The sequence below is a fragment of the Ruegeria sp. AB10 genome, assembly GCF_056542745.1.
Genome location: NZ_JBQGAI010000007.1, coordinates 35,977 through 59,781, shown reverse-complemented (window position 1 = coordinate 59,781; position 23,805 = coordinate 35,977). Strand labels below are relative to the sequence as shown.

26 protein-coding genes are annotated in these 23,805 nt (G+C 60.3%); 10 read left to right on the top strand and 16 right to left on the bottom strand.

Going from position 1 to position 23,805, the window contains the following annotated elements; all coding sequences use genetic code 11:
• Positions 1–48: 48 nt before the first annotated feature.
• Both ACR0NT_RS14340 and ACR0NT_RS14335 read right to left on the bottom strand, forming a co-directional pair.
• On the bottom strand, positions 49–666 hold the full coding sequence (locus tag ACR0NT_RS14340; RefSeq protein ID WP_170673087.1) for a ribonuclease HII: 618 nt from the start codon (positions 664–666) through the stop codon (positions 49–51).
• A gap of 110 nt (positions 667–776) precedes the next feature.
• Positions 777–1,265 carry a hypothetical protein gene (locus ACR0NT_RS14335; protein WP_170673084.1) on the bottom strand — a complete coding sequence of 163 codons (489 nt, stop codon included), beginning with the start codon at positions 1,263–1,265 and terminating at the stop codon, positions 777–779.
• A 176-nt stretch (positions 1,266–1,441) separates the two neighbouring features.
• Between ACR0NT_RS14335 and ACR0NT_RS14330 the strand changes: the two genes are divergently transcribed.
• The 3 genes from ACR0NT_RS14330 (at position 1,442) to ACR0NT_RS14320 (ending at position 4,080) form a co-directional block, all read left to right on the top strand.
• Entirely contained in the window at positions 1,442–1,729 is a 288-nt protein-coding gene (locus tag ACR0NT_RS14330) for a hypothetical protein (protein ID WP_170673081.1), read from the top strand.
• Positions 1,701–2,402 carry a helix-turn-helix domain-containing protein gene (locus ACR0NT_RS14325; protein ID WP_170447098.1) on the top strand — a complete coding sequence of 234 codons (702 nt, stop codon included), beginning with the start codon at positions 1,701–1,703 and terminating at the stop codon, positions 2,400–2,402. The genes ACR0NT_RS14330 and ACR0NT_RS14325 overlap by 29 nt, the downstream gene beginning before the upstream one ends.
• 106 nt (positions 2,403–2,508) lie before the next feature.
• Positions 2,509–4,080 (top strand): DUF427 domain-containing protein, encoded by a 1,572-nt coding sequence (locus tag ACR0NT_RS14320; RefSeq protein WP_170447100.1) that lies wholly within the window; start codon positions 2,509–2,511, stop codon positions 4,078–4,080.
• 43 nt (positions 4,081–4,123) lie between these two features.
• Here the strand turns inward: ACR0NT_RS14320 and ACR0NT_RS14315 are convergent, their stop codons facing one another.
• The 6 genes from ACR0NT_RS14315 to ACR0NT_RS14290 form a co-directional block, all read right to left on the bottom strand.
• The gene (locus tag ACR0NT_RS14315) at positions 4,124–4,915 is read right to left on the bottom strand and encodes a DUF1217 domain-containing protein (protein WP_170447101.1); all 792 of its coding nucleotides are present in this window, start codon (positions 4,913–4,915) and stop codon (positions 4,124–4,126) included.
• On the bottom strand, positions 4,912–5,313 hold the full coding sequence (gene flbT / locus ACR0NT_RS14310) for a flagellar biosynthesis repressor FlbT (RefSeq protein WP_170447103.1): 402 nt from the start codon (positions 5,311–5,313) through the stop codon (positions 4,912–4,914). Before flbT ends, ACR0NT_RS14315 begins: the two co-directional genes overlap by 4 nt.
• Positions 5,313–5,687, bottom strand: a complete 375-nt coding sequence (gene flaF, locus ACR0NT_RS14305; protein ID WP_170447105.1) for a flagellar biosynthesis regulator FlaF — start codon at positions 5,685–5,687, stop codon at positions 5,313–5,315. Before flaF ends, flbT begins: the two co-directional genes overlap by 1 nt.
• 77 nt (positions 5,688–5,764) lie before the next feature.
• Positions 5,765–6,976, bottom strand: coding sequence for a flagellin N-terminal helical domain-containing protein (locus tag ACR0NT_RS14300; RefSeq protein ID WP_170447107.1), 1,212 nt, complete (start codon positions 6,974–6,976; stop codon positions 5,765–5,767).
• 210 nt (positions 6,977–7,186) lie between these two features.
• Positions 7,187–7,546 carry a flagellar export chaperone FlgN gene (locus tag ACR0NT_RS14295; RefSeq protein WP_170673078.1) on the bottom strand — a complete coding sequence of 120 codons (360 nt, stop codon included), beginning with the start codon at positions 7,544–7,546 and terminating at the stop codon, positions 7,187–7,189.
• A complete protein-coding gene (locus ACR0NT_RS14290) occupies positions 7,530–7,811 on the bottom strand; it encodes a rod-binding protein (RefSeq protein ID WP_170673076.1) in 282 nt (93 codons plus the stop codon). Before ACR0NT_RS14290 ends, ACR0NT_RS14295 begins: the two co-directional genes overlap by 17 nt.
• Before the next feature lie 111 nt (positions 7,812–7,922).
• On the opposite strand from ACR0NT_RS14290, the gene ACR0NT_RS14285 reads away from it, so the two are divergent.
• The 3 genes from ACR0NT_RS14285 to ACR0NT_RS14275 are packed head-to-tail and all read left to right on the top strand — an operon-like array spanning position 7,923 to position 10,743.
• Complete coding sequence (locus ACR0NT_RS14285; protein ID WP_170673073.1) at positions 7,923–9,155, top strand: flagellar hook-length control protein FliK; 1,233 nt, start codon at positions 7,923–7,925, stop codon at positions 9,153–9,155.
• A gap of 2 nt (positions 9,156–9,157) precedes the next feature.
• On the top strand, positions 9,158–9,823 hold the full coding sequence (locus tag ACR0NT_RS14280; protein ID WP_170673071.1) for a flagellar hook capping FlgD N-terminal domain-containing protein: 666 nt from the start codon (positions 9,158–9,160) through the stop codon (positions 9,821–9,823).
• Between the two features lie 53 nt (positions 9,824–9,876).
• Positions 9,877–10,743 (top strand): phosphotransferase family protein, encoded by an 867-nt coding sequence (locus ACR0NT_RS14275; RefSeq protein ID WP_480443271.1) that lies wholly within the window; start codon positions 9,877–9,879, stop codon positions 10,741–10,743.
• Positions 10,744–10,746: 3 nt separating this feature from the next.
• On the opposite strand, the gene ACR0NT_RS14270 is transcribed toward ACR0NT_RS14275, so the two are convergent.
• The 5 genes from ACR0NT_RS14270 to ACR0NT_RS14250 all read right to left on the bottom strand — a co-directional run bounded on the left by ACR0NT_RS14270 (position 10,747) and on the right by ACR0NT_RS14250 (position 16,031).
• Complete coding sequence (locus ACR0NT_RS14270) at positions 10,747–12,048, bottom strand: NAD(P)/FAD-dependent oxidoreductase (RefSeq protein WP_170673068.1); 1,302 nt, start codon at positions 12,046–12,048, stop codon at positions 10,747–10,749.
• On the bottom strand, positions 12,045–12,863 hold the full coding sequence (locus ACR0NT_RS14265; protein ID WP_170673066.1) for an ABC transporter permease: 819 nt from the start codon (positions 12,861–12,863) through the stop codon (positions 12,045–12,047). Before ACR0NT_RS14265 ends, ACR0NT_RS14270 begins: the two co-directional genes overlap by 4 nt.
• Positions 12,860–13,750 carry an ABC transporter permease subunit gene (locus tag ACR0NT_RS14260; RefSeq protein WP_170447223.1) on the bottom strand — a complete coding sequence of 297 codons (891 nt, stop codon included), beginning with the start codon at positions 13,748–13,750 and terminating at the stop codon, positions 12,860–12,862. Before ACR0NT_RS14260 ends, ACR0NT_RS14265 begins: the two co-directional genes overlap by 4 nt.
• Positions 13,750–14,877: an ABC transporter ATP-binding protein gene (locus tag ACR0NT_RS14255; protein WP_170673063.1), complete on the bottom strand. Its 1,128-nt coding sequence runs from the start codon at positions 14,875–14,877 to the stop codon at positions 13,750–13,752. The genes ACR0NT_RS14260 and ACR0NT_RS14255 overlap by 1 nt, the downstream gene beginning before the upstream one ends.
• Before the next feature lie 68 nt (positions 14,878–14,945).
• Positions 14,946–16,031 (bottom strand): polyamine ABC transporter substrate-binding protein, encoded by a 1,086-nt coding sequence (locus ACR0NT_RS14250; protein ID WP_170673060.1) that lies wholly within the window; start codon positions 16,029–16,031, stop codon positions 14,946–14,948.
• A gap of 140 nt (positions 16,032–16,171) precedes the next feature.
• Here ACR0NT_RS14250 and ACR0NT_RS14245 point away from each other — a divergent pair, with 140 nt between their 5' ends.
• The 3 genes from ACR0NT_RS14245 (at position 16,172) to ACR0NT_RS14235 (ending at position 19,078) form a co-directional block, all read left to right on the top strand.
• Complete coding sequence (locus tag ACR0NT_RS14245; protein WP_170673057.1) at positions 16,172–16,855, top strand: GntR family transcriptional regulator; 684 nt, start codon at positions 16,172–16,174, stop codon at positions 16,853–16,855.
• A gap of 75 nt (positions 16,856–16,930) precedes the next feature.
• On the top strand, positions 16,931–18,328 hold the full coding sequence (locus ACR0NT_RS14240; RefSeq protein WP_170673055.1) for an aspartate aminotransferase family protein: 1,398 nt from the start codon (positions 16,931–16,933) through the stop codon (positions 18,326–18,328).
• A 177-nt stretch (positions 18,329–18,505) separates the two neighbouring features.
• Positions 18,506–19,078, top strand: coding sequence for a hypothetical protein (locus ACR0NT_RS14235; protein WP_170673052.1), 573 nt, complete (start codon positions 18,506–18,508; stop codon positions 19,076–19,078).
• Positions 19,079–19,135: 57 nt separating this feature from the next.
• Here ACR0NT_RS14235 and ACR0NT_RS14230 read toward each other — a convergent pair whose 3' ends face one another.
• Entirely contained in the window at positions 19,136–20,434 is a 1,299-nt protein-coding gene (locus ACR0NT_RS14230; protein WP_170673049.1) for a lytic murein transglycosylase, read from the bottom strand.
• 111 nt (positions 20,435–20,545) lie between these two features.
• Between ACR0NT_RS14230 and ACR0NT_RS14225 the strand changes: the two genes are divergently transcribed.
• Positions 20,546–20,932, top strand: coding sequence for a DUF1801 domain-containing protein (locus tag ACR0NT_RS14225; RefSeq protein WP_170673046.1), 387 nt, complete (start codon positions 20,546–20,548; stop codon positions 20,930–20,932).
• Here ACR0NT_RS14225 and rnr read toward each other — a convergent pair.
• Together rnr and ACR0NT_RS14215 are read right to left on the bottom strand one after the other, a co-directional pair.
• Positions 20,923–23,181 carry a ribonuclease R gene (gene rnr, locus ACR0NT_RS14220; protein WP_170673043.1) on the bottom strand — a complete coding sequence of 753 codons (2,259 nt, stop codon included), beginning with the start codon at positions 23,179–23,181 and terminating at the stop codon, positions 20,923–20,925. The two genes, ACR0NT_RS14225 and rnr, sit on opposite strands and share 10 nt — an antisense overlap.
• 47 nt (positions 23,182–23,228) lie before the next feature.
• Complete coding sequence (locus ACR0NT_RS14215; RefSeq protein WP_170673040.1) at positions 23,229–23,804, bottom strand: TIGR04282 family arsenosugar biosynthesis glycosyltransferase; 576 nt, start codon at positions 23,802–23,804, stop codon at positions 23,229–23,231.
• Position 23,805 lies beyond the last annotated feature (1 nt).

Below are 23,805 nucleotides of genomic sequence, written 5' to 3'. Positions count from 1 at the left end.
CAAAGACGATTCGCCGTCAATTTCTTTTTTGAATCAGCAGGTTACGATTTACTCTTGATACAAGATATTGTGTACCGGCTTGAACGAACGTCTATGGTGTGGGGTCACCCCAAGATTTTGCAGGGCTTCGCGATGTTGTTTCGACGGATAACCCGCGTTTGTCTCCCAGCCGTAGCCGGGATGCTGTTGCGCCAAATCCACCATCAGTTGATCGCGCCAGTTTTTGGCGATGATCGACGCCGCCGCAATCGACACCGAATGCGCATCACCTTTCACCACCGCCTGCGCCGGGATCGTCAACCCGCGCGGAATCATGTTTCCGTCGATCAGCAGGTAATCCGGCGGCGGGTCGAGTGCCGCCACCGCGCGTTCCATCGCCAGATGCGAGGCGCGCAAGATATTGTGTTCGTCGATCTCGGCCACCGAGGCCTCGGCCACCGCGACCTCGGCCCGGTCGCGCAGGGCGGCCTCCAGCGCGGCGCGGCGTTTGGCGGTCAGCTTCTTGGAATCATTCAACCCTTGGGGAATGTCTTTGGGGTTCAGAACCACCGCCGCCGCAACCACCGGCCCGGCCAGCGGCCCGCGGCCCACCTCATCCACGCCCGCGATGCGCAGATATCCTTGCGCTGCGGCGGCTTTCTCAATGTCATAATCCGGTTTCGTCATACCCCCGGAAAACCGCGTTTCACCGCCCACCGCAAGAAAAAAGAGAGGGCAGCTTGCGCCACCCTCTCCCTGCACGGCACTTCTGCGGCGCCGCTCCTGCTCGAAAACCGTTACTTGTAACTTACGCGGTATCCTTTCTGGCTCAGGCAGCCAAGGTGGTACGCCCGCTTGACCTTTTTGCCATTCCAGAACCTGACCTTGCACTGGTCCGGCAGGCTATTGCTGTATTTGTAATGCTTGCTCAGGCAGTTCCTGCCCAACAGCGGCTGATCGGGCGAGAACCCACGGAAGGTGCGCAAGCATCGTTGCGGCAGGCTATAGCGCGCAACCCGTTCCGGCAGTGGGCGTACGTGATGCGGCCTGTGCTTTGGCTTTGTGTACACGTGGTCCTGGGGCGCCTTATATATGTGATTGTAGTTTTGCGTAACGGTCTTCTTCTTGTTTTCGTCGTTCAAATGCTTCACCGCGACGCCCAGCAGTGCGATGGCTGCCAAGCCACCAAGGATATCTTCGACATCGGCCGCCCGCGCCTGCGACGCCGAAATTCCGGTGATGGCAACCGCAGAGGCCACGATCAGGGCGATGAATTTCTTATGCATGGTGCTTGTCCTTCAGAAGTCTCAGGGGGCCCGGAGGCGGGCCGTGTGTTCGATGCCCTGACACTGGGTGCTTGCTGTCCAGACAAGCAATAACGGCCCCGTGTTATCCGATATCAGCCCTGCCAAACCCCTTGGGTTATTGAATATCGTGGCAACCCATGCGCAGGATGCGGCCTATGAAACAGATCCTCTCTTCTCTGGCCCTGCTGGCCCTGATATCGCTTGGCTCTGCCGCTGCGGCGGCCGATTGCTATGCGGATTACAAGGCCAAACAGGACAATCCGCTGCGCCTGCACTATGGCGTGATGCAGGTATCGGCCTGCGACAAGGGGCAGGCAAAACGTGAAGTCGCCCAGCGCCTCAAGGGCGCGGGCTGGACCCTGCTGAACGTCATGTCCGTGTTCGGACCGGAAGGGTTGGATAAAAGGAAGGCCAATGCCGGACAATTCTATCTCCGTTACTGAGGCCCGCCGGTCCGGTGTCAGACTGGTCGGCGCGGGCATCGCGGCGATCGTGTTGATTCTGATTACGGCGGCGATCTTTCTGTTCTGGACCCTGCCCGACGCCAATGCCTTCAACGCGCGGGTCGAGCGGCTGTTCATTGAAAGCGACCTGACCTCGCAGACGGAAATCCGCCTGCTCGAGATTCTGGCGCAATCCGGCACGGCCTTTGCCGACACGCTGTCCAGCTATCGCATGGTGATTTTCGTGCTGCTGGTCTTTGCCAGCGCCATGCTGGTGACCGCGCTGGTCTTTCTGGTGATGCTAGTGATGCTGAACCGGCGGATGGCCCAGATCGAACGCACCGGGATTCAGGTGACCTCTCTGCTGATCAGCCGCGAGGAAAACACCGTCTACCTGAACAACATGGATTTCAAACTGACCCCGGCGGCGATGGAAACCCTGTCGGTGCTGGCCGAATCCCGTCTGGATGACGAGGTCCTCTCGGGCGTGCAGATCGAGGCGATGATTTCCGGCAAGGACGCCGCCGATTGTGACGAGGCCGCAGGCGCCACCCGGATCAAACGGCTGCGCGATGCCCTTGGCAACCAGATGGTCAGCGAACTGCTGGTCAAGAACATCGCCAAAAAGGGCTATATGCTGTCGATCGAAAAGGATGTGATTCAGATGGTCTGATCCGATCGCGCCGCACAGGACACGTGCGGTAAAATGCCGGTGACACCCCTTGGAATGCGACGGTCAAAGCCCCATCCTATAAAGACTCGCGTCAGGGAGTCTGATGATGAATGTGCACACCACCCCAAAGACCAAAGGTTACGGCATCTCGGTCGAAGAGCTGACCGGGCGGGTTGCGATCTACCGCGACGACACCCTGTTGGCCGCAAGCACCAACGCCAAGGTCATGTACGAAACGCGGCTGCCGGCCACGATCTATATCCCGCGGGATGATGTCTGCATCGATCTTGGCGACGAAACCGAATTGCAGACCTTCTGCCCCTTCAAAGGCACCGCGACCTATCACGATGTCATTCTGGATGGTCAGCGGCTGGCCAATTCCGTCTGGGCGTATGAAGACGCCTTGCCCGAAAGCACTGCCATTCAGGGCCACATTGGCTTTATGCCCGACGCCTATACGCGGATCGATCTGGGCAAGAACAGCCTGCGCGACCCCGAGGATGGCAATATCAGCGGCCCTCTGATCGACTGGCTGATGCGCGGCGCGTCCGAGAACCAGACCCCCGAAGCCTTTACCAAAGCCCTGGCTGAAAAGATGCTGGAACACGGCATCGCCATCCAGCGGCTCAGCATTCTGGCCTGGTCGCTGCATCCGCTGATCGCGGGCAAACACTATATCTGGGAAAAGGGCGAGGCCGAGATTTCGACCAATGTGCCCACCTATGAGATCCACGACCACCCGGCCTATATCAACAGCCCCCTGCGCCACGTGTCGAACGGGCTGGGCGGGGTGCGTCAGCGGCTGAACGACGAAAACCCGCAAAACAGCTTTCCGATTATGGAGGATTTGCGCGCCAAGGGGGCAACCGATTACGTCGCCATGCCGCTGCCGTTCTCGGATGGGCGGACCAACGTTCTGACCCTGACCTGCGACCACCCGGACGGGTTCACCACCGAAAATCTGGGGCTGGTGTTCGAATGCTCCTCGGTCATTGCCCGGTTTTACGAGGTCTTCATGCAGCGTGAAAACGCGCAGGTGTTGTTGGAAACCTATGTGGGCAAACGCTCCGGTGCGCGCGTTCTGGGCGGCGAAATCCGGCGCGGGGACGGCGATGAGATCGACGCCGCGATCATGTTCTGCGACCTGCGCAATTCCACCAGTTTGGAAGAACAACTCGGCCGCGCCGCCTATATCAACCTGCTGAACGAGTTTTTTGAGACCGTGTCCGGCATCGTGCATGACAATGGTGGCGAGGTTCTAAAGTTCATCGGCGACGCTGTACTGGCGGTGTTCCCGGCCAGCGACGACACGGATTCAGCGCGCTGGAATGCCCAGCGTTCCGCCATCGAGATCGTCGAAAAACTGGGCGAGCTGCGCCAGTCCGGGTCTGACATCCATTGTGATTGTTCGATCGGCGTCGCCTATGGGCGTGTCACCTATGGCAATGTCGGATCACGCGAACGGCTGGATTTCACCGTCATCGGACAAGCCGCAAACGTGGCAGCCCGATTGGGAGAATATGGCAAAAAGGTCGGCCACCGTATTGTCGTCTCGGCCGATATTCAGCCAGCCTGCGCCAACGCGGTGCCGCTGGGGGATGTCAAACTGCACAACGTGTCCCTGCCGGTCACTTCCTTCGCCCTCCGAACCTCAGCAGATGCGGTTTTGAGCGGCTGACGACCGGTGTAGCGATCAGGAGAGCGCCAACCCGTATTTTCCATCACGCCCCCAGCAGGATCAGCGCGGTCTGAGCAGGTGAAATCGTGCTCTGCAACTGTGCAATCTGGCTGCGGGCAAGATACCGATCCGTTAGCTGCGCCACCGCCGCCTCATCCGTAAACTGAGACAGATCATCTGACCCGGTCACACCGGACAGCCTGTCTTTGAACACCTCAAGTTGCCGGTCGATGTCCAACTGGGCGAAGCTGGACGGCAGGCCAAGTGCCGTTTCCATCATACTGCGCAGCGGCGGCAGGCTCATCAAATCGAACCACTTGGTGTCCGCACTGCCGCTTTGCCCGGCCAGATCAATCAGGGCATGTTGCGCATACAGCGCAATACGCATGGTTTCGTCGGACTCGCCCACCGCGATTTCGAACCGGGACACGTCATTGTCCCGCGCGATGTCTTCCATGAAAGTTACCAGCCCCGTCCGGCGTATTTCCCCCGGCCCCAGGCCAAACGCCTCGGAAAACTCCCGGTACCTGCCGTCAGACAACCTGTTCGACAGCGCATCATCGGCGCTGGTGCCATCAGACAGCACTTTCTGGATAAAGTAACGGTTGTTTATATCACCTTCCAAACCGAAAGCGCCCAGCGCGACCTGCAGCAAGCGGCGATCCGACACCAGATCCTCAGCCGTTTGCACCTTGCCGATGTTTTCCAGAAAATACTGCCGCTCCCTCTCGTTGACGGATGACGACGAAAAACTGTCGAGCTGCGCGTCATAGGTGCGTTGCAGAAACCGCCAGCCCACGAGGCCGCCCGTAGGGATGACAGGCTGGAACGTCATTGCTGATACGCCATCAACCGTTCTTCACGCGGCAACAACGCGCGCAGGGCCTTCAAACACTTGTAATACTGCTCGGCCAGCAAGGCCTCGGTGGCCTCGGACAGCACCCTTCGGCTGTCTGCGTCGGTGAAGACCTGGCTCAATTCCTCAACCCGGCGCAACAGTTGCTGACGAGCCCGTTCCGGCTCCATGTCGCCGGACAGCACAAGCTGGGCAGCATAGCAGACCCGCCGTACCGGGGTGTTCACCTCATCCGGGTGGATGGCGTCCCGCAAGCGCAGGACGTTGGCATCTGGCGTCATGATCGAAAACCGGCTGCGGCGATCCCCGTTTTCGACAACCACCCCGTTGATCAGCACCCTCTCTTTCGGTGCCAGTTTCAGAACCAGCCCGCTCATCAGGTCGCCCCCACTTGCCGCAGGCCACGCAGAACCGCCATGTTGATCTCAAGCAGAGGTTCTACGGTCGCCTTGTTGCCCAGAACCTGGCTGCTGTGCTGTTCGGTGAACTCGGCCAGATAGAAAATCCGTGCCCGCAACTCGTTGGGCAAGGCGTTGTCCGAATCCGTGACACCGCTGGCCAATACGGTCCAAAGACGGCGATTTTCGTGCAGTGCCTGAACGAACCCGCCAAAATCTGTTTTTTGCCGGGCGGCGGCAGCCTTGAGCCGGTGCGTGATCTTTGAAATCGCCTCGTATTCGGTGTCGCGCGGTGTGCGCGTAGGGGCGGCGGTCTGCGCATAGGCTCGCTGTGCAAGAGTGTGCGGTGTCACTTGAAATCCTTCCAATAATCCGTCTTTTGGCGGTCAGGGCCGGGGCGCGCTTCCACGCCCCGGCCAGGTTCCGGAGATTAACGGAACAGAGACAGGATCGACTGCGGCGCCTGGTTGGCGATCGACAGCGACTGGGTGGCCAGCTGCTGCTGCACCTGCAGGGCCTGCAGACGGGCCGAGGTCTCTTCCATGTCGGCATCAACCAGCGACCCGATACCGGATTTGAACGAGTCGGCCAGGTTCGAGATGAACTCTTGCTGGGTCTCGATCCGGCCTTGTGCCGAACCGAATGCAGCCGAGGCGTCGATTGCGGTATCGATCAGCGTTTCAACGGTTGCCAACGCCGCGTTTGCACCGGCGCCGGTGGAGACGTCAATCGAAGACAATGCACCCAGACCACCCGAGCCGGCATTGGCGAACTGACCGCTGACGGTCAGGTCATTGCCGCCGGCGTTGGTGAAGTTCAGCGTACCGGGCGTACCGCTGTCATAGTCGACGGTCAGACCTGCGACACCCAGCTCGTCAACCTTGGCCTTGAGCGCAACCGCGACGATATCAGCCGTGGTTGTTGCCGCTGCATCGTCTGCCGTCACCGTATAAGAGACGGTTTCGTCACCAACAGTCAGGCTGACGCTGTCACCGGCAGCAAACGCAGTGCCGTTCTCCGCGATCTCGATCTGTTCGTTGCCGCCACCGTTATCCAGCGCGATTGCAACGGTATCACCGTTCGCCGACGCACCTGCCGAGCTGCCCGAGAAAATGTCATTGGCGGTATAGCCACCAACCGACAGATCCTGACCGGCGACAGAGATGGACGATGCCGTTACATTGCCCGTGTTGTCCCGGTCGAGCGAGGACAGGATCGAGGCGGACCCGGTCGAGCCATTGACCAGGTTGAGGCCGTTGAACTGAGCTGCACCCACCACCGCAGCGATCTGATCCCGCAGAGCGGTCACATCGTCGTTGATCTTGCCACGATCCACGTTGTCTTCCTGCGCGGCGACGATCTTGCCCTTCATCTGGGTCAGCAGATCGGTCACGGTTTCCGAGGCGTTCCGGGCCACTGCGACGGTCGATTCGCCCAGCGCCAGGCTGTCCTTGATCGCGTTGAAGCCCTTTACGTCGGATTCCATGACTTTGGATATCGCCCAGACGGCCGAGTTGTCTTTGGCAGTTGCAACGTCCTTACCGGTCGAGATCGCGTTCTGGGTCTGTGCCAGGTTCTTGTTGACCGATTTCAGAGTTTGCAGCGCAACCATTGCGCCATTGTTGGTCAGAATGCTGGACATAGCTTTCTTCCTTTTCCGTTCGGGCCCTTTGCGCCCATGCTTACCCCGCATCACATGCGGGCTTTGACGTCTTTCTGATCAGTGCGATCCGCCGTCGGGCTGTTCGCGCCACCTGCTGTTTCCAGGTGCCCGACCACCTTTGCCCCTGATCCCCTAACGGAGTGCTAAAGCGTCCAAGCCAGAAAATTCGGATTTGAATCAAACCCGCCGCTATGCCCGTTTTTCAAGCTTTGCATGGTGGCGCACGGTGTATCCGTTGCGCTGACCGTCGGCGCCATAGGTGCTGAATTCCTGCCGCACGCGGCGCAGTTCGGCCATGCGGCTGGCCACGGCGCGAATTCCCTCGGCCGCGCTGTTCAGCAATACCTGATTGCGTTCGACCTTCTCCTGCAGGCGAATCAATTCGGCGCTGTCAAAGACCTGAAGGTCATTGATCGCCCCGATCAGCTTTTCCTTTTCCGGCGCCATGTGATTGAGCCGGTCCAGATCACCATCGACAAGCGCGGTACGCTCGAGGTCCAGCACTTCTTCTAAGGACTTGATCAGGTCGGTGTCAGCTTTGGTCGGCATTGGTTTTCTCCATCATGGACTGGAACAGAATTTCGGACAGACCGACGCCACCGGATTCGGCCAGGGCGCGCGCCTGATGCTGCACAAGGAATGAGGAAAACTGGTCCTCCCCCGTGCCTCCGCCAAAGGATTGGCGCGCCTTGCCCAACCCAGAGGCCTTGAGCATTTCAGCCAGAAACGCCGCCTCCAACTCGACAGCGGCGGCCTGTACTTTCTGAGGGACCGCCAGTGGTTGGGGCACGAGAGGGGTCGCAGAAACCTTCATTGCTTTCTCCGAAATTTGCATCGAACTTTCTCGATCAAAGGCGAAAGCGGTTAAAATAAACGTAACTTCCTGCGGGCAGATTTCCGGGTACACAAAAGGAGCCGGAGCAAAATGCCCAACCCTCTTTCAGCGGTGATATCCTCACCAACCGCCGCCACCGCGAAACCCGATGCGACCGCGCGAGAGGCACGCGAATCCAAGAGCGGCATGTCCTTTCAAACGGTCATGGACCGGGACACCGGGCCGCAATCCGATGATGCTGAAACGACTGACCTTATGATTCAGGACCCGGATGCGGCGTCAGAGCTGGAGGCCATCACGGAAGAGGTCGAGCCGACAGGCATCGTTGTTGCACCGGATGACCAGCCGCCTGCCGAAATCCGCCCTGTTGCTGCCGAGGCGATTCCAGACCCTGCATTGAAAACGACGCCCAAGGAGCCGTCCGTGACAGCTTCGATCGATCAGGCTGACGCCGAAACGATCGGGCACAAGCAACCGGGCCTTCCACAGGCTGAACTGCCGCAAACTGCTGAAAGCTCCGCGCAACGGTTGGTTCCGCCGGTCTTTCAAGCGTTGATTTCAGGGGGTGACCAGCCGAGGCGACCATCTGAAAACGCCCTTAAGCCAAAGAGCCTGCCGATGGGGTCAATCATAGCGGACCCGCGCCCGAAAGAGATGCCGGTTTTGTCGGCCTTTACCGACCCGGATCGGGGCGCGACGCATGCCGCGTCCGCGGCTGAACCGAAGCCGAACCATCCCGGAATAGCTGATCGCGCACCGACACTTGTGCAGGCGCAGTTTCTGGCATCCGATAAAGCGCAAGTTCAGGCCGAAACACAGCCAATTCCCGAAGTCGAGGACATGCAGGCCGCCAGAGAAGCTCCGACGCCGTCAGCCACGCGCGAATCGGGACCTGCGGCTCAGGCCATGACAGCCACCGCCCGCGCAGAAACGGCGCGCGCCATCGCATCGCAGATGGCGACCGCCATCAATGTGCGGCCGCATTCCGGTGCCATCGAGGTTGCGCTGAATCCCGAAGAACTGGGGCGCGTTTCGATCGTTCTGAATGGTCGGGACGATGGCCTGCATCTGACAATCAGCGCAGAACGCCCCGAGACGCTGGACATGATGCGGCGACACCTCTCGGTTCTTGAGGCTGAGTTCCAGAACTTCGGCCTTGGCGACCTGTCTTTTGATCTGGGCACATCTGCCGATGCGCAACATGAGGACTCTGATGGGGGTGAGGGTACCGAGTTCTCCTCTCCTCAACTCGAGCACGTCGCCGAGGTTGGCCCGGCACGTCCAAACATTGCCCCTGATGGGCGAATCGACATGAGGCTTTGACCATGATCACCCCAACGCAATCGACGACTCAGGCCAACACGCCGGCGCAGGCGGCCTCCGGTTCACAGGCCGCATCCGTGGCATCCGATTTCGACACGTTCCTGTTGCTGATGACCACCCAGGCACAGAACCAGGACCCGCTGGAGCCGATGGATTCCAGTGAATACGCCTCACAACTGGCGCAGTTTTCGATGGTCGAACAGCAGGTGCAAACCAACGAGGCGCTGTCCGAACTGGTGCTGTCCCTGGGTGGCGTCAAACTGGAAGAGCTGGCCAATTGGATCGGCATGGATGTCCGCACCACCGCAGCGTTTCACTTTGACGGTGAGCCTGTGACCCTGTCTGCGCAGGCTGCGACGGCGGCCGACGGTGCGGTGATGGTCATCCGTGACAGCAGCGGCACCGAGATTGAGAGGATTTCCGTCCCTGTGGCACAAACCGACTTTGTCTGGGCCGGAACAGCAAGTGACGGCAGCCCGTTACCGGCCGGCAGCTATACGGCAACGCTGGAAAGCTATGACGGGGATGACCTGCTGTCGACCCAGCCCGTCGCAGCCTACAATCAGGTGGTTGAAGCACAGGTCGGGGAAGACTCGGTCTTGCTGACGCTGGAAAGCGGTCAGGTTGTACCGGTAGGAATGGTCACAGCGGTTCGCGCCGGAGCTTGATCTGCCGGGCGCGACGGGCCAAACCTGTGCAACCTGCGACTCGCATTTTACCGGTGGCCCCTCTGTCTGACCCGATTACCCCTCCGTTGGATCTTGTCGATGACCTGCGCGATCAGGGTCTGATTGCAGGGGGCGCGCGGTTTCAGACCCTGTATGGCGGGCGCACCAATCAGGTCTGGAAGGTGTTGGAGGAAAGCGGCGGCAAGGTGCTGAAACTATATCGTGACGGGCTGCGCAATCCGCTGTTTCGCAACGATGCCGAGTTGGAGGCGCAGTGCCTGACCGCCCTGGAACCCACCGGATTTGCCCCGCGCCTGCGCGCAGCCGGTCAGCATGAGTATGGCCGATGGGTGTTTTATGATCATGCGCCGGGCTCACCCTGGCGCAAGGGGTCGGCTGAGGTGGGCAGGCTGCTGCGCAAGCTGCATATGCTCAACCCGCCTGTACAGGCGCCCAAAGGATGCAATGGCAGCGCGGACCTGGCGCGGCATGGGCAGTACATTCTTGATGGATGCCTTTCGCCAACACGGCTTCGGCTGGACCAATTACAGCCCGACGGGCAAGTGCCACCGACCACCAACACCTGCCTGATCCACGGCGACCCGGTTGCCGGGAACATTCTGACATCACCGTCCGGCCTGACCCTTATCGACTGGCAATGCCCGGCGCAGGGTGATCCCTGTGAGGACCTGGCTTTGTTCCTGTCCCCGGCGATGCAACACCTTTACCGGGGCGCGGCTCTGACGCGGGAAGAAGAGCGTGAGTTCTTGTCCGCCTATGGCCACACGGATACGCTGGAACGGTATCAGACACTGCGCCGATGGTACGCATGGCGAATGGCGGCCTATTGCCTGTGGCGTATCGAAAATGGCGCGGCCGACTATGCCGAAGGGTTGGAGTTGGAGCTGGCAACGCTCTGACCGTCACCGATCCGCAAGCGCCATCACAGCATAAGCGGGTGGCATCAAAGCACGACGCCAGCGTCCAAGCGGAAACCGCCGCGGCTCATGTCCAACGGGGACCGGCAACCCAGCATCCCGCCCCAGAACCATCCGGGCCAGCGCGCGCCCGCAATAGGTGCCCATTGCCACCCCGTTTCCGTGATAGGCAAACCCGGCGAACATCCCCGGCTGGTCCGCCACAGGACCGGCATATGGCGTAAGACCCCACGACAGGCAGACCATGCCCGACCACATATGGGTCACTTCAACGCCCGACCATTCCGGAAACATCCGCCTGAAATCCCTTATGACCTTGCGCCGAATGGCAGCCTCGGCCCCTGGAGAGGACAGCAGCCCTCCGCGCATTCCAAACAGAAACCGTCGGTCGGGCATCAAACGAAAATAGTGCAGCAGATGGCGGGAATCATAAGACATCTGATCGGTGGTCCAGCCCTGCGCCTGCACCTCAGCCTCGGACAGGGGGCGGGTCACCAGTACCGTGGACTGCGCAGGCATGTAGCGGCCCGCCATCCAGGGCGGGATGTCCTCGCTGGAATAGCCGTTGGTGCAGACCAGCACGTTTTGCGCCCTGATCCGACCCGAGTCGGTCTGAACTTCGAAACCGGATTGCGTTTTAAGGATAGATTGCGCGGCGCTTTGCTGGAACAGATTCGCGCCGCGGGACCGGGCCGCCTGCGCCAGTTCGAACAGGTATTTTCTGGGATTCAGGGCAAATCCGACCGGGTTGGTATAGCCGCCGTGGAACCCCTCACCAAAGCCAAGCCCCGGCAGATCACCCGGTTCATGAAGCGTGCCCGATGCCTCGGCCTGCCGCCGCAATTTCTCCATCGCGCGCGCAGTGTGGGCCAACTGGGTCTCACCCTGCGAATGAACGTCGGCATCAATACGATGGGTCTTGAGCAGATCGGCGACAAGGTGAACGGCGTCTTCTTCGGCCTGGGCATAGCTCTTTGCAGCAGCTTCTCCGAACTGGCGGGTCATCGCGTCATGGCTCAGCTTTGACCCGCCCAGACAACAAAACCCTCCATTGCGCCCGGACGCGCCCCAACCCGGTGTCTCGGCTTCGAGCGCAGCGACCGACACGCCGGCCGCAGCCAGATGCAGCGCCGCCGAGAGGCCTGTGAAACCGCCGCCGATGATGGCGACGTCGGTGCTCAGACCGCCGTGCAACACCGGCCAATCCGGGCTGGCAATCGTTTCATCCCACCAACAATTGGCCCGGGGACCGGATCCATAGGCATAGTCGGAAAACAGCCGTTTCATTCGGCGCGTGCGGCGGCCATTTCATCCTGCTTTTGCCGCATCATCGCGCGTTTCGTGATCAGCGAGGCGGTGATGACCCCCACCGTCACAATCCCGATCATGATCGTGGACAGCGCGTTGATCTCGGGGCTGACCCCAAGACGCACGGCCGAGAATATCTTGATCGGCAGGGTCGTAGCCGACGGCCCCGAGGTAAAGGACGCGATCACCAGATCATCCAGCGACAGGGTAAAGGCCAGCAGCCAGCCCGAAATCACCGCGGGCGCGATGATCGGCAAGGTCACCAGCCGGAACGCCTGCGCCGGAGAACAGCCCAGGTCCAGCGCGGCCTCTTCCAGCGACTGATCGAAGGTCACGAGGCGCGAGGAGACGACCACGGAAACGAAACACATCGAAAAGGTCGTATGGGCCAGAACAATGGTCAGGATGCCCCGGTCCAACCCGATGCCGATGAACAGCAGCAACAAGGACAGGCCGGTGATCACCTCGGGCATCACCAGCGGCGCATAGATCATGCCGGAAAACAGCGTGCGGCCAAAGAACCGCCCGCCGCGCACCAGCACATAAGCCGCAGCGGTACCCAGAATGGTCGCCAGCGTTGATGAGAACACTGCAACGCGCACTGTTACCCATGCCGCGTCCAGAAACGCCTGATTCTGGACAACTTCGCCATACCACTTGGTCGAAAACCCGGCCCAGACGGTGACCAGCTTGCCTTCGTTAAAGCTGAAGATGATCAGGATGATCATCGGGATATAGAGGAAAGCGAACCCCAGCGTCAGGGACACGGCGTTGAACCAGCTCATCCTGTTCATTGCTCTGCCTCCGCCTGTTTCTGTTGGTTGCGCTGGAACAGCACGATCGGGATCACGAGGATCAGCAACAGCACCACGGCTACGGCGCTGGCCACCGGCCAGTCGCGGTTCGAGAAGAACTCCTCCCACAGAACCTTGCCGATCATCAATGTGCCCGAACCACCCAGCAACGAGGGGATCACGAACTCACCGATCACTGGGATCATCACAAGGAAGCAACCCGCGATGATGCCGGGGCGCGACAGCGGGATGGTCACCAGCCAGAAGGCTTCAAGGCGCGAGCAGCCAAGATCCTCTGCCGCCTCGATCAGCGATCCGTCCATCCGCTCCAGCGATGAATAGATCGGCAGGATCATGAAGGGCAGATAGGTGTAAACGATGCCGATATAGACCGCCCATTGCGTGTTCAGGATGGTCAACGGGGTCGAGATGATGCCCGTCCACAGCAAAAACTGGTTCAGGTAGCCTTCGTTCGACAGGATGCCCATCCACGCATAAACCCGGATCAGGAACGAGGTCCAGAACGGCAGGATTACCAGCATCATCAGCGTCGGCCGCCATTCCGCAGGCGCGCGGGCCATGCCATAAGCGATGGGATACCCCACCAGCAACGTCAAAAAGGTCGAAATCACCGCGATCTTGACGCTGGAAAGGTAGGCTTTCCAGTACAGATCATCCTCGGTCAGCCAGACGAAGTTCTCGAAATCCAGCTGGCTGAAGAAATCCTTGATCCCGGCCCAGCCCTGCGACAGGTCCAGTGTCGGGGTGTAAGGCGGGATCGCCAGTTCACTGTCCGACAAAGAGATTTTCAAGACAATGAAAAACGGCACCAGAAACAGCGCCAACAGCCAGACATAGGGAACGGCAATCAGAAACGCGCGGCGCATCAGTTGGCCAGCAGAACCGCAGCCGTTGCTGTCCAGGACAGCCAGACCGGGTCTTCCCATGTGAACGATCGGCGCGAAATGCGGCGGGTGTTGGCCGTCTGCGCCTTGATGATCGTGCCGTTCGGTAATTCGACGTGATAGGTGGAGAGATTGCCCAGATAGGCGATGTCATGCACCTTGCCCTGCACCGCGTTGATCGCGTCTGCCGGACGATCTGCCGAGATCGTCACCTTCTCGGGCCGGATCGCAATATGGCAGGCTTGTCCGTTGGAAAAATCGTTGGCCGAGGTCGCGGTCAAGGGCGACTGCCCTTCGGCCCATTCGATCTGATAGGTATCCTCACCACCGGACGAGGCACGGCCCTCGATGATGTTCACGTCACCGATGAAATCCGCGACATAGACCGAATTCGGGTTCTCATAGATACGATCCGGCGTTGCCACCTGCATCAGCCTGCCCTGATCCATCACCGCCACGCGGCTGGCAACGGTCATCGCCTCTTCCTGGTCGTGGGTGACAATGACGAAAGTTGTGCCGGTCTTTTCCTGAATATCCATCAGTTCAAATTGCGTGTCCTGCCGCAATTTCTTGTCCAGCGCACCCAGCGGTTCGTCCAGCAGCAGCAGCTTCGGCGCCTTGGCCAGAGACCGCGCCAGCGCCACCCGCTGACGTTGCCCGCCGGAAATCTGGTGCGGTTTGCGGCGGGCGAATTGCTCCAGCCGGGTCAGGCGCAGCATTTCCTCGACACGGTCCTCAAGGTCATGTTTGGGCATGTTGTCCCTGCGCAAGCCAAAGGCGATGTTGTCCCAGATGCTGAGATGCGGAAACAGCGCATAGGACTGGAACATCATGTTCACCGCCCGTTTGTTCGGCGGGATCGGGTCGATGTCCTGACCACCCAGTATGATATGCCCTTCGGTCGGCTTTTCGAACCCGGCCAGCATCCGCATCATGGTGGTCTTGCCGCAGCCCGACGGCCCCAGCAGGGCAAAGAATTCGCGCTCGAAAATACCCAGAGACAGGTTGTCGATGGCCGTGAAGTCGCCAAACCGCTTGGTGACATTTTGGAACTGGATCAAAGGTTTCGCCTGTGGGTCTTCCCACGGCGCAAAGACGTCAGAGTTCAAAGCGGCCCCCGTTTCGAAAAGCTGGAAAAAGGCGCAAGGCGGTCTCGACCGCCCTGCGCGAAATCGGATCAGGTGCCCGATTTGATCTTGGTCCACATGCGCGTCACGACGCGCTGCGTTTTCTGCGGGTACGGCCCCTTGATATAGGTGTTCGCCATAGCCTCTGCCGACGGGTAGACGGCGGGGTCACCGATCACATCCTCCGCAAGAAACTCTTGCGACGCCTTGTTGCCGTTGGCGTAGTAAACATAGTTCGATGCGGCGGCCATGTTCTGAGCGTCCAGCATGAAGTTGATGAACTTATGCGCCCCGTCCGGGTTCGGCGCATCAACCGGCACCGCCAACTGGTCGAACCACATCTGCGATCCTTCCTTGAACGCGTTGTAGGCGATCTCGACCCCGTTATCGGCCTCGGCCGCACGGTCCCGCGCCTGCAGCACGTCGCCCGAGAACCCGACGGCCACGCAGATATCCCCATTGGCCAGCGCGTTGATATATTCCGAGCTGTGGAATTTGTTCACGTAAGGCCGGACGGCGGCAAAAACCTCTTCGGCCTTGGCGATATCGTCTTTTTCATGCGAATTCGGGTCGAGGCCCGCATAGACCAGCGCCGCCGGTACCATCTCATCCGGGGCGTCCAGGAAATAGACGCCGCACGCGGCCAGTTTCTCCATGTTCTCGGGGTTGAAGATCAACTCCATCGAGTCCAGCGGCGCGTCTTCGCCCAGAACTTCCTTGACCTTGCCGACATTCACGCCCAGCCCGGTGGTGCCCCACATGTAGTTGACCGAATGCTTATTGCCGGGATCGAATTGCGCGACGCGTTCGGCAATGACATCCCACGCATTACCGATATTTGACAGCTTGGCCGCGTCCAGTTCCTGGAACGCACCTGCCTGGATCTGGCGGCTCATGAAGCTGCCGGTCGGAACCACGACGTCATAACCCGACCCCCCGGCCAGCATCTTGGTTTCCAGAACCTCGTTGCTGTCGAACACGTCGTAGATCAGCGTCAGGCCGGTCTCTTCCTCGAATTTCTTCAGAAGGTCCTCGTCGATATAGTCGGACCAGTTGTAGACACGCACCTCTTCGGCGAAGGCCGCCGAAGTCCCCAATGCGATGACCGCGGTCATCGTCAGCGTTTTGATTGACATTTTTTTCTCCCTGCAAGTGTACGGGTATTTTCCCGTTTTTTTGGATTTGATCAAGTTTTGCGTTTTCCCCCGATCCAGCGTATGGTTTCAAAAGGTCAGGCACCTGGCAAGTTAACATCATCGGAAACAGGGCAAACCAATTGGATTTGATCAAAAATAAGGCATCAGGAACGAAGGCAGAGGGTGAAAAACGACCCGCGCATGAGCAGGTGTACCAAACCCTGAAAGCACAGATCATGTTCGGCGAATTGGTGCCGGGGCAGCCGGTCACCATACAGGGTCTGACCGAATCTCTGGGGGTCGGAATGACCCCGGTGCGCGAGGCGATTCGACGCTTGATCTCGGATGGCGCGCTGGTGTTCCAGGGCAATCGCAGGGTCAGCGTTCCATTGCTCTCAGCGGGCGATGTCGAGCAGATGATTTTTGCCAGATTGTCAATGGAATCAGAACTTTCCAGACGCGCAGTAACGAATATGAGCACTGCGGATATCGACCGTCTTGAACGCCTCGACCAGCAGCTGGACCGCACCATCGCCGATGGTGACGTCAGCGGCTATCTGCGTCTGAACCACAGCTTTCACGAGACGCTCTATTCCCATGCGAATGCCCCGATCCTCAGTGATCTGACCGAGCGTCTCTGGCTCAGATTCGGGCCGTCTCTGCGGGTGGTTTGTGGCCGGTTTGGCACGCAGAGCCTGCCGGATTGGCACAAGGATATCCTTGCCGCTTTGCGCGCCCAGGATGCCGAAGGGGTGGCAAAAGCCACCGCGAAGGACATCGAACAGGGTATGGAACTGATGGTCGACGCCCTGAGCCAGGGCTAGATTCATGCGATTCGATTGACAGAAAAAAATTTGATCATATTGTGAGTGCCGACCGCTCTTTCAGGAGGTTTCCGGATGTCCACCATCACCAATCACATGCCCACCGCCGAATTGCAGGCACTGGATGCCGCCCACCACATGCACCCGTTTTCCACCAATGCCGAGCTTGAGCAAGATGGCGTGCGGGTCATCACTCGTGCCAAAGGCGTCTACCTGACCGACAGCGAGGGCGAAGAGATTCTGGACGCCATGGCCGGCTTGTGGTGCGTCAATATCGGCTACGGCCGCGACGAACTGGCCGAGGCCGCCGCCCGCCAGATGCGGGAACTGCCCTACTACAACACCTTTTTCAAAACCACGCATGTACCCGCCATCGCGCTGGCCCAAAAGCTGGCCGAATTGGCGCCGGGCGATCTGAATCACGTGTTCTTCGCCGGCAGCGGGTCCGAGGCGAACGACACCAATATCCGCCTGGTGCGCACCTATTGGGCTGAAAAAGGCCAACCCGACAAGAACATCATCATTAGCCGCCACAATGCCTATCACGGCTCATCCGTGGGGTCGGCCTCGCTGGGGGGGATGGCCGGAATGCACGCGCAGGGCGGCATTCCGATCCCGAATGTCCACCACATCAACCAGCCGAACTGGTGGGCCGAAGGCGGCGACATGACACCCGAGGACTTCGGCCTGGCCCGCGCGCGCGAGCTGGAAGAGGCCATTCTGGAGCTGGGCGAAGACCGCGTCGCGGCCTTCATCGCCGAACCCGTGCAGGGCGCAGGCGGCGTGATCGTGGCCCCCGACAGCTACTGGCCCGAAGTTCAGCGCATCTGCGACAAGTACGATATCCTGCTGATCGCGGATGAGGTGATCTGCGGCTTTGGCCGTACCGGCAATTGGTTCGGATCAGAAACCGTTGGGATCAAGCCGCATATCATGACCATCGCCAAGGGCCTCAGCTCGGGCTATGCGCCCATTGGCGGGTCCATCGTCAATGACGAGATCGCTGGGGTTATCGGCGGCACCGAGTTCAACCACGGCTACACCTATTCCGGCCACCCGGTCGCCGCCGCCGTGGCACTGGAAAACCTGCGCATCCTCGAAGAAGAAAAGATCGTCGATCACGTCCGCAACGTGGCTGCGCCCTACCTGAAACAGAAATGGGAGGCGCTGGCCGATCACCCGCTGGTGGGTGAGGCCAAGATCGTCGGCATGATGGCATCCATCGCGCTGACCCCGGACAAGGCCAGCCGCGCCAAATTCGCCTCCGAGCCCGGCACGGTCGGCTATATCTGCCGTGAGCGCTGTTTTGCCAACAACCTGATCATGCGTCATGTGGGCGACCGGATGATCATCTCTCCGCCGCTGGTCCTGACCCCTGCGGATATCGACGAGATGTTCGTGCGGATTTACAAATCGCTGGATGAGGCGCAGGCCGAGATCATCGCGCAGGGGCTGATGAAAGCGGCGTCCTGAGCAAAATAGAATCGCATTGACTGGAAGGCGGCTCTAACCAAGCCGCCTTTTTGATAGGCCTATAGCAGACCCCTACCTCATTTCCCTCAAAAACAAGGAGCTCTCTCAGCAAAACACCTTAAAGTTTAGTCCACTCCGGGCTATGTCTGCGTAAAATTAATTTGGACAAAACATCTGATGGCAAAGATCGAAAACCCCAATTCTGGCAGAGCGAAAATCTATGAAAACCCTGACCAATTTCAGGTCCGAGTAAAAAGTAAGTCCAATTTCTTTGTCACGGCCTTCCTGATGTTTTGGCTATGCGGCTGGGCATTCGGAGAACTTATGGTTTTGGGAACACTACTATCCGGAAAAGCAGGTGCCGGATCGCTGTTTCTGCTGGCATGGCTTGGAGGGTGGACCATCGGCGGATTGTTCGCGTTGTCCCAAGTGCTGTGGAACATTGCAGGATACGAATTGCTAACAATTTCCGATAGCGTCCTAACAATTCAGCGACATATCCCATTTTTCCGCCGTTCGTGGTCCTATGACACCGGCCACATCGCCAACATCCAAGCCAATGAAAATCCGCCCAACGGAACGCTGTTTGGCGGGCAACAGAACATGCATGGCCTCTTCAGCAACCGCAGCTTTGGCGGACTAAAGTTTGACTACGGTCTTCGGACGACAGGGTTTGGTATGGGCTTAGAGCCAGCCGAAGCTCGCATGGTTGCCGACAAGGTATCCAATCGTCTTGGTATTCATCAATAGCGCTTGCGGTCACAAAGCCTCCAAAGAAGCGTCAGTCACAACAGGCGCATCAATACTTCACCGCAACCGCTCCAACAGTCCAAGACTCGCATATCCATCCGGTAGCAGACCCTGTGCGATTTGATAGGCCCGCACCGCGTCGGTCGTGTTTGGCCCGGTGCGCCCGTCGATACCTTGCGTATCAAAACCGGCTTCGGTCAGGCGGGTTTGCAATTCCTTTTTCTCGGTGAAACTCAGCACCCTATCCCCCCGAGGCCAATCGGCGTGAAACGGGGTGCGTCCGGCCAGACGGTCGGACAGGTGGCCGATGCCGATCACATAGGCGTCGGCGCCGTTATATGCCTCGATCACGCGGAAATTGTCGAAGATCATCAGCGCCACGCCCTGCCCGCCCGCAGGCAGCAGGATGGCGGCGCGCCCGTAATCCGGAACCGGTTTGCCGTCACGCCCGACCACGCCGCGTTTGGCCCAGTCCGACGGCAGCAATGTATGGTCTCGTTTGGCGGTGGCATACTCGAACCCCTCGGGCAGGCGTATTTCAACGCCCCAGGGCTGGCCTTTGGTCCAGCCGTGCCGCGCCAGATACGCAGCGGCCGAGGCCAGCGCATCGGTCGGATCGTCCGACCAGATATCCCGCCGCCCGTCACCGTCAAAATCCACCGCATGATCCAGGTATGAGGTTGGCATGAATTGCGTGTGACCCATCGCACCCGCCCAGCTGCCGACCATGTGACCGGGGCTGACATCCCCCGCCTGAATGATTTGCAACGCAGCGACCAGCTGGGTTTCAAAGAACGGCGCCCGCCGCGCATCAAAGGCCAGCGTCGCCAGCGAGCGGATGGTGTGATAACTGCCCCGGAACGTACCGAACGCGGTCTCAAGGCCCCAGATCGCGGTGACGACTTCTTTTTCCACGCCATACCGCGCCTCGATCCGGGTCAGGGTCGCGTTGTAGCGCTCCAGCCCGGCGCGGCCATTGGCGACGCGCGTGTCCGAGACGGCAGAATCCAGATACTCCCAGATCGGTTTCGAAAACTCGGCCTGATTGCGGTCACGTTCGATGATCTTCTTGTCATAGGTCAGACCGGCCAGGGCCCGATCCAGCGTATCGGTGGAAATACCCTGCTCAAGCGCCCGGTCCCGAAACGCCCCCAGCCACGCCTGAAACCGCGCGTTTCCTTCGGTCGACACCCGATACTCCATCGCTGAGGGCCGCAGAACCGGTCGCAACGACACGGTCAGATCGGCCGAGGCCAGCTGAAAGGTCTGAAACCCATCCGCTGTATTGAGGGATTCCGCCTGCACAATGGATGCCCATAATGCAGCGGCAATGACGCCACTTGTGCATTTACGCATTCCGAAATTCCTGATTACTGCTCGGGGCCAGAATAGCGCAAAATGCGGGATTCACAAAGTACTCAGGCCGAAACTTCTGACCTGCCGGGTCAAACCGGATAAGCTGCTGACATGACACCTTTTACCGATCCCAAAGTGGCTGCCGCCTATGATAGCTTGCCCGAGAACGCCCGTGCCGGCGCTCTGATCCTGCGCGAGTTGATCTTTGACACCGCCGCATCCCTGCCCGCTGCGCAACCACTGCAAGAGGCGCTGCGCTGGGGTCAGCCCGCCTATCTGGCACCAAAGGGTTCGACGATCCGGGTCGGCGCGCATAAATCCGCGTGTTTTGCACTGTTCGTGCATTGCCAAAGCCGGTTGATGGGCGATTTCACCTCGGCCTTTCCGGGTGACGATCAGCTGGATGGCAACCGGGCCGTGCTATTCAACGAGCCCGCGCAGATCGACCCGACGCGCCACGGCTGGCTGATTGCGCGAGCGCTGACCTATCACCTCTGACGGCGTTTGCGCTCGACCTTGCGTTTGATCTTGTCTTTCTTGCGCTTGGTGCTGACCGCCTTGCGCCGCGTTGGCCGCCCTTTCGGTGCACGCCCACGGGGCAGCGCCTGATCGTCGATGGACAGCAATTCCAGTTCCAGCCCGCCGGTGACGGGCGTGGCCTCGGTCAGGCGCACGGTGACGCGCTGGCCGATGCCGATGATCAGCCCGGAATCCGAGCCCATCAGCGTCCCCGCCTCTCGGTCGAAGTGGAAGAACTCGCGCCCCAATGATCGCACAGGCACCAGCCCGTCCGCGCCGGTTTCATCCATTTTCACGAAGGCGCCGAACCGGGCGATACCGCTGATCCGGCCCGAAAACTCATTGCCCACACGTTCGCTCAGATAGGCCGCCAGGTAGCGGTCGGTCGTGTCGCGTTCGGCCATCATCGAGCGGCGCTCGGTGTCCGAGATATGGGTGGCTGTTTCGTCCAGCCGCCCGACTTCGTCTTCGGTCAACCCGTCCTTGCCCCAGCCATGGGTCGAGATCAGCGCGCGGTGCACGATCAGGTCGGCATAGCGGCGGATGGGTGAGGTGAAATGGGCATAATTCCGTAGCGCCAGCCCGAAATGGCCGAAATTTTCGGGGTTGTAATAGGCCTGTGCCATCGACCGCAGGGTGGTCAGGTTGATCAACTCGGCGTCTTCGGTCCCGGCGGCGGCGTTGAGCAGCGCGTTCAGGTGGCGGGTTTGCAGCACCTGCCCTTTGGCGAGGTTCAGCCCCGCGGCCTGTGCGGTTTCCCGCAGGCTTTCCAGTTTCTCGGGCGCGGGTTCTTCGTGGACGCGGAACAGCAACGGGCGGCGTTTGGCGATCAGAGTTTCGGCGGCGGCCACGTTGGCGAGGATCATGAACTCCTCGATCAGTTTGTGCGCGTCCAGACGTTCGCGGAAGGCCACGCTTTCGACCTCACCCTTGTCGCTAAGGATGATCTTGCGCTCGGGCAAGTCCAGCTCCAGCGGCTGCCGCACGGCCCGTGCTTTTTTCAGCGCAGCATAGGCGGCATAAAGGGGTTTCAGGACCGGCTCCAGCAGCGGCCCGGTGCGGTCGTTGGGGGTGCCGTCGATGGCCTCCTGCACCTCGGCGTAATGCAGCGAGGCAGCCGAGCGCATCAGGCCACGCACAAACCGGTGGCCGATCTTGTTGCCATCCGCGTTGATCTGCATCCGAACAGCGATACAGGCGCGCGGAACGCCTTCGTGCAGCGAACACAAATCGCCTGACAGACGATCCGGCAGCATCGGTACCACGCGGTCCGGGAAATAGCTGGAATTGCCGCGCTTGCGCGCCTCGCGATCCAACGCGGTGCCCGGCTGCACGTAAGCGGCCACATCAGCGATGGCGACCCAGATCACATGGCCGCCGGGGTTCTTGGGATCGTCATCCGCGTGCGCGTAACAGGCATCGTCATGATCCCGCGCATCCGAAGGGTCGATGGTCAGCAGCGGCATGTCCCGTAGGTCTTCGCGCCCCTTCAGGCCAGCGGGTTTGGCCTTGTCGGCCTCGGCAATCACCTTGTCGGGGAAATCGTCCGGGATGCCATGTTGGTGGATGGCGATCAGGGACACGGCCTTGGGCGCCGACGGGTCGCCCAGACGTTCCACGATCCGCGCGCGCGGCAAGCCCATGCGGTTCTTGGGCCCGGCCTGTTCGGCCTCAACCAACTCGCCATCCTTGGCCCCCAGAACCGCGCCATCATGGACCAGCCATTCGGTCTGGCCGGTCTTGTCGATGGGCACGATCCGTCCGCCCTCGGCCCCTTTGCGAAAGATACCGACGATCTTGCGCGGGTTGGTCCCGATGCGGCGGATCAGGCGGGCTTCGTAATTGTGATCCTCTTCATGCACCACGGTCAGGCGGGCCAGAATGCGGTCGCCTTCGCCCAGAGCCGGATCACTGGCGCGGGCGATGATCAGGACAATGGGCTCGACCCCCTCGCCATGCCACTCCAGCGGGCGCGCAAACAGGTCGCCATCCGCATTCGGCGCCTTCACCTGCAACACGCTGACCGGCGGCAGGCGATCCGGGTCGCCATAGCTGCGCTTGCGCTTTTCCAGATGCCCGTCGGCCTCAAGCTCCTTGAGGATGCGCTTCAGGTCGATCCGGTCCGCGCCCTTGATTCCAAAGGCCTTGGCAATATCGCGTTTCGAGGTCAGGGTGGGGTTCGCCGAGATCCAGTCGAGGACCTCTTGCTTGGTGGGGATGCGAGTCATAATTCCGGCCTAGCACGGGGATGCGACCGCGTCATGACTAAAAAGGATCAGGGTTTCAGATCGGCCAGCGTGTCGACATCGCGCAACTGATCCAGCAGGGCCACGCGCGTGCCGGGGACAGAGGCCAACGTGTCGGCCAGGGCGTGTTCGGTCGACCAGCGCACATTGCGGAACAGGCCCTGCGGCAGGGCGCTGTATCTTTGCGCCCCGACCAGCCAATAGCCCCCATCCGGCGCGGGACCGAACACCATCTGATCCCGCCCCAAGGCCTTGAACGCCCGTGCGATATGCCCGCGCGTGATACCCGGAATATCCGCACCGATCAGACAGACCGGCCCTTTCGGCATACCGCGCAGCATCCGTGCCATCCGGTCACCCAGATCACCGCGCCCTTGCGCCGCGCGCGGCAGGTCAGCAGGCCAGATGCGGGTGGTCAGCCCCTCGCGGTCGGGCGCGACCGCCAACACGATCTGCCAGCGCGGGTCACGAAGCCGCCGGATCAGCGACCGGGTCTGATGCCGGAACCACCACGCCGCACCGACCATGCCGATATCGCGGCCCAGCCGGGTTTTCACCCGCCCCGGGCGGGGCTCCTTGACCATGATGACCAGAGTGCGCTGCATC

What these genes read in the sequence shown, in the direction of transcription:
- ACR0NT_RS14300 (WP_170447107.1), bottom strand. Translation starts at nt 6,976, where the DNA reads ATGTCCAGCATTCTGACCAACAATGGCGCAATGGTTGCGCTGCAAACT.
- ACR0NT_RS14330 (WP_170673081.1), top strand. Translation starts at nt 1,442, where the DNA reads ATGAAACAGATCCTCTCTTCTCTGGCCCTGCTGGCCCTGATATCGCTT.
- ACR0NT_RS14260 (WP_170447223.1), bottom strand. Translation starts at nt 13,750, where the DNA reads ATGCGCCGCGCGTTTCTGATTGCCGTTCCCTATGTCTGGCTGTTGGCG.
- ACR0NT_RS14215 (WP_170673040.1), bottom strand. Translation starts at nt 23,804, where the DNA reads ATGCAGCGCACTCTGGTCATCATGGTCAAGGAGCCCCGCCCGGGGCGG.
- ACR0NT_RS14315 (WP_170447101.1), bottom strand. Translation starts at nt 4,915, where the DNA reads ATGACGTTCCAGCCTGTCATCCCTACGGGCGGCCTCGTGGGCTGGCGG.
- ACR0NT_RS14340 (WP_170673087.1), bottom strand. Translation starts at nt 666, where the DNA reads ATGACGAAACCGGATTATGACATTGAGAAAGCCGCCGCAGCGCAAGGA.
- ACR0NT_RS14325 (WP_170447098.1), top strand. Translation starts at nt 1,701, where the DNA reads ATGCCGGACAATTCTATCTCCGTTACTGAGGCCCGCCGGTCCGGTGTC.
- ACR0NT_RS14280 (WP_170673071.1), top strand. Translation starts at nt 9,158, where the DNA reads ATGATCACCCCAACGCAATCGACGACTCAGGCCAACACGCCGGCGCAG.
- ACR0NT_RS14290 (WP_170673076.1), bottom strand. Translation starts at nt 7,811, where the DNA reads ATGAAGGTTTCTGCGACCCCTCTCGTGCCCCAACCACTGGCGGTCCCT.
- ACR0NT_RS14285 (WP_170673073.1), top strand. Translation starts at nt 7,923, where the DNA reads ATGCCCAACCCTCTTTCAGCGGTGATATCCTCACCAACCGCCGCCACC.
- ACR0NT_RS14230 (WP_170673049.1), bottom strand. Translation starts at nt 20,434, where the DNA reads ATGCGTAAATGCACAAGTGGCGTCATTGCCGCTGCATTATGGGCATCC.
- ACR0NT_RS14240 (WP_170673055.1), top strand. Translation starts at nt 16,931, where the DNA reads ATGTCCACCATCACCAATCACATGCCCACCGCCGAATTGCAGGCACTG.
- ACR0NT_RS14295 (WP_170673078.1), bottom strand. Translation starts at nt 7,546, where the DNA reads ATGCCGACCAAAGCTGACACCGACCTGATCAAGTCCTTAGAAGAAGTG.
- flbT (WP_170447103.1), bottom strand. Translation starts at nt 5,313, where the DNA reads ATGAGCGGGCTGGTTCTGAAACTGGCACCGAAAGAGAGGGTGCTGATC.
- ACR0NT_RS14250 (WP_170673060.1), bottom strand. Translation starts at nt 16,031, where the DNA reads ATGTCAATCAAAACGCTGACGATGACCGCGGTCATCGCATTGGGGACT.
- ACR0NT_RS14320 (WP_170447100.1), top strand. Translation starts at nt 2,509, where the DNA reads ATGAATGTGCACACCACCCCAAAGACCAAAGGTTACGGCATCTCGGTC.
- ACR0NT_RS14225 (WP_170673046.1), top strand. Translation starts at nt 20,546, where the DNA reads ATGACACCTTTTACCGATCCCAAAGTGGCTGCCGCCTATGATAGCTTG.
- rnr (WP_170673043.1), bottom strand. Translation starts at nt 23,181, where the DNA reads ATGACTCGCATCCCCACCAAGCAAGAGGTCCTCGACTGGATCTCGGCG.
- ACR0NT_RS14335 (WP_170673084.1), bottom strand. Translation starts at nt 1,265, where the DNA reads ATGCATAAGAAATTCATCGCCCTGATCGTGGCCTCTGCGGTTGCCATC.
- ACR0NT_RS14235 (WP_170673052.1), top strand. Translation starts at nt 18,506, where the DNA reads ATGGCAAAGATCGAAAACCCCAATTCTGGCAGAGCGAAAATCTATGAA.
- ACR0NT_RS14265 (WP_170673066.1), bottom strand. Translation starts at nt 12,863, where the DNA reads ATGAACAGGATGAGCTGGTTCAACGCCGTGTCCCTGACGCTGGGGTTC.
- ACR0NT_RS14270 (WP_170673068.1), bottom strand. Translation starts at nt 12,048, where the DNA reads ATGAAACGGCTGTTTTCCGACTATGCCTATGGATCCGGTCCCCGGGCC.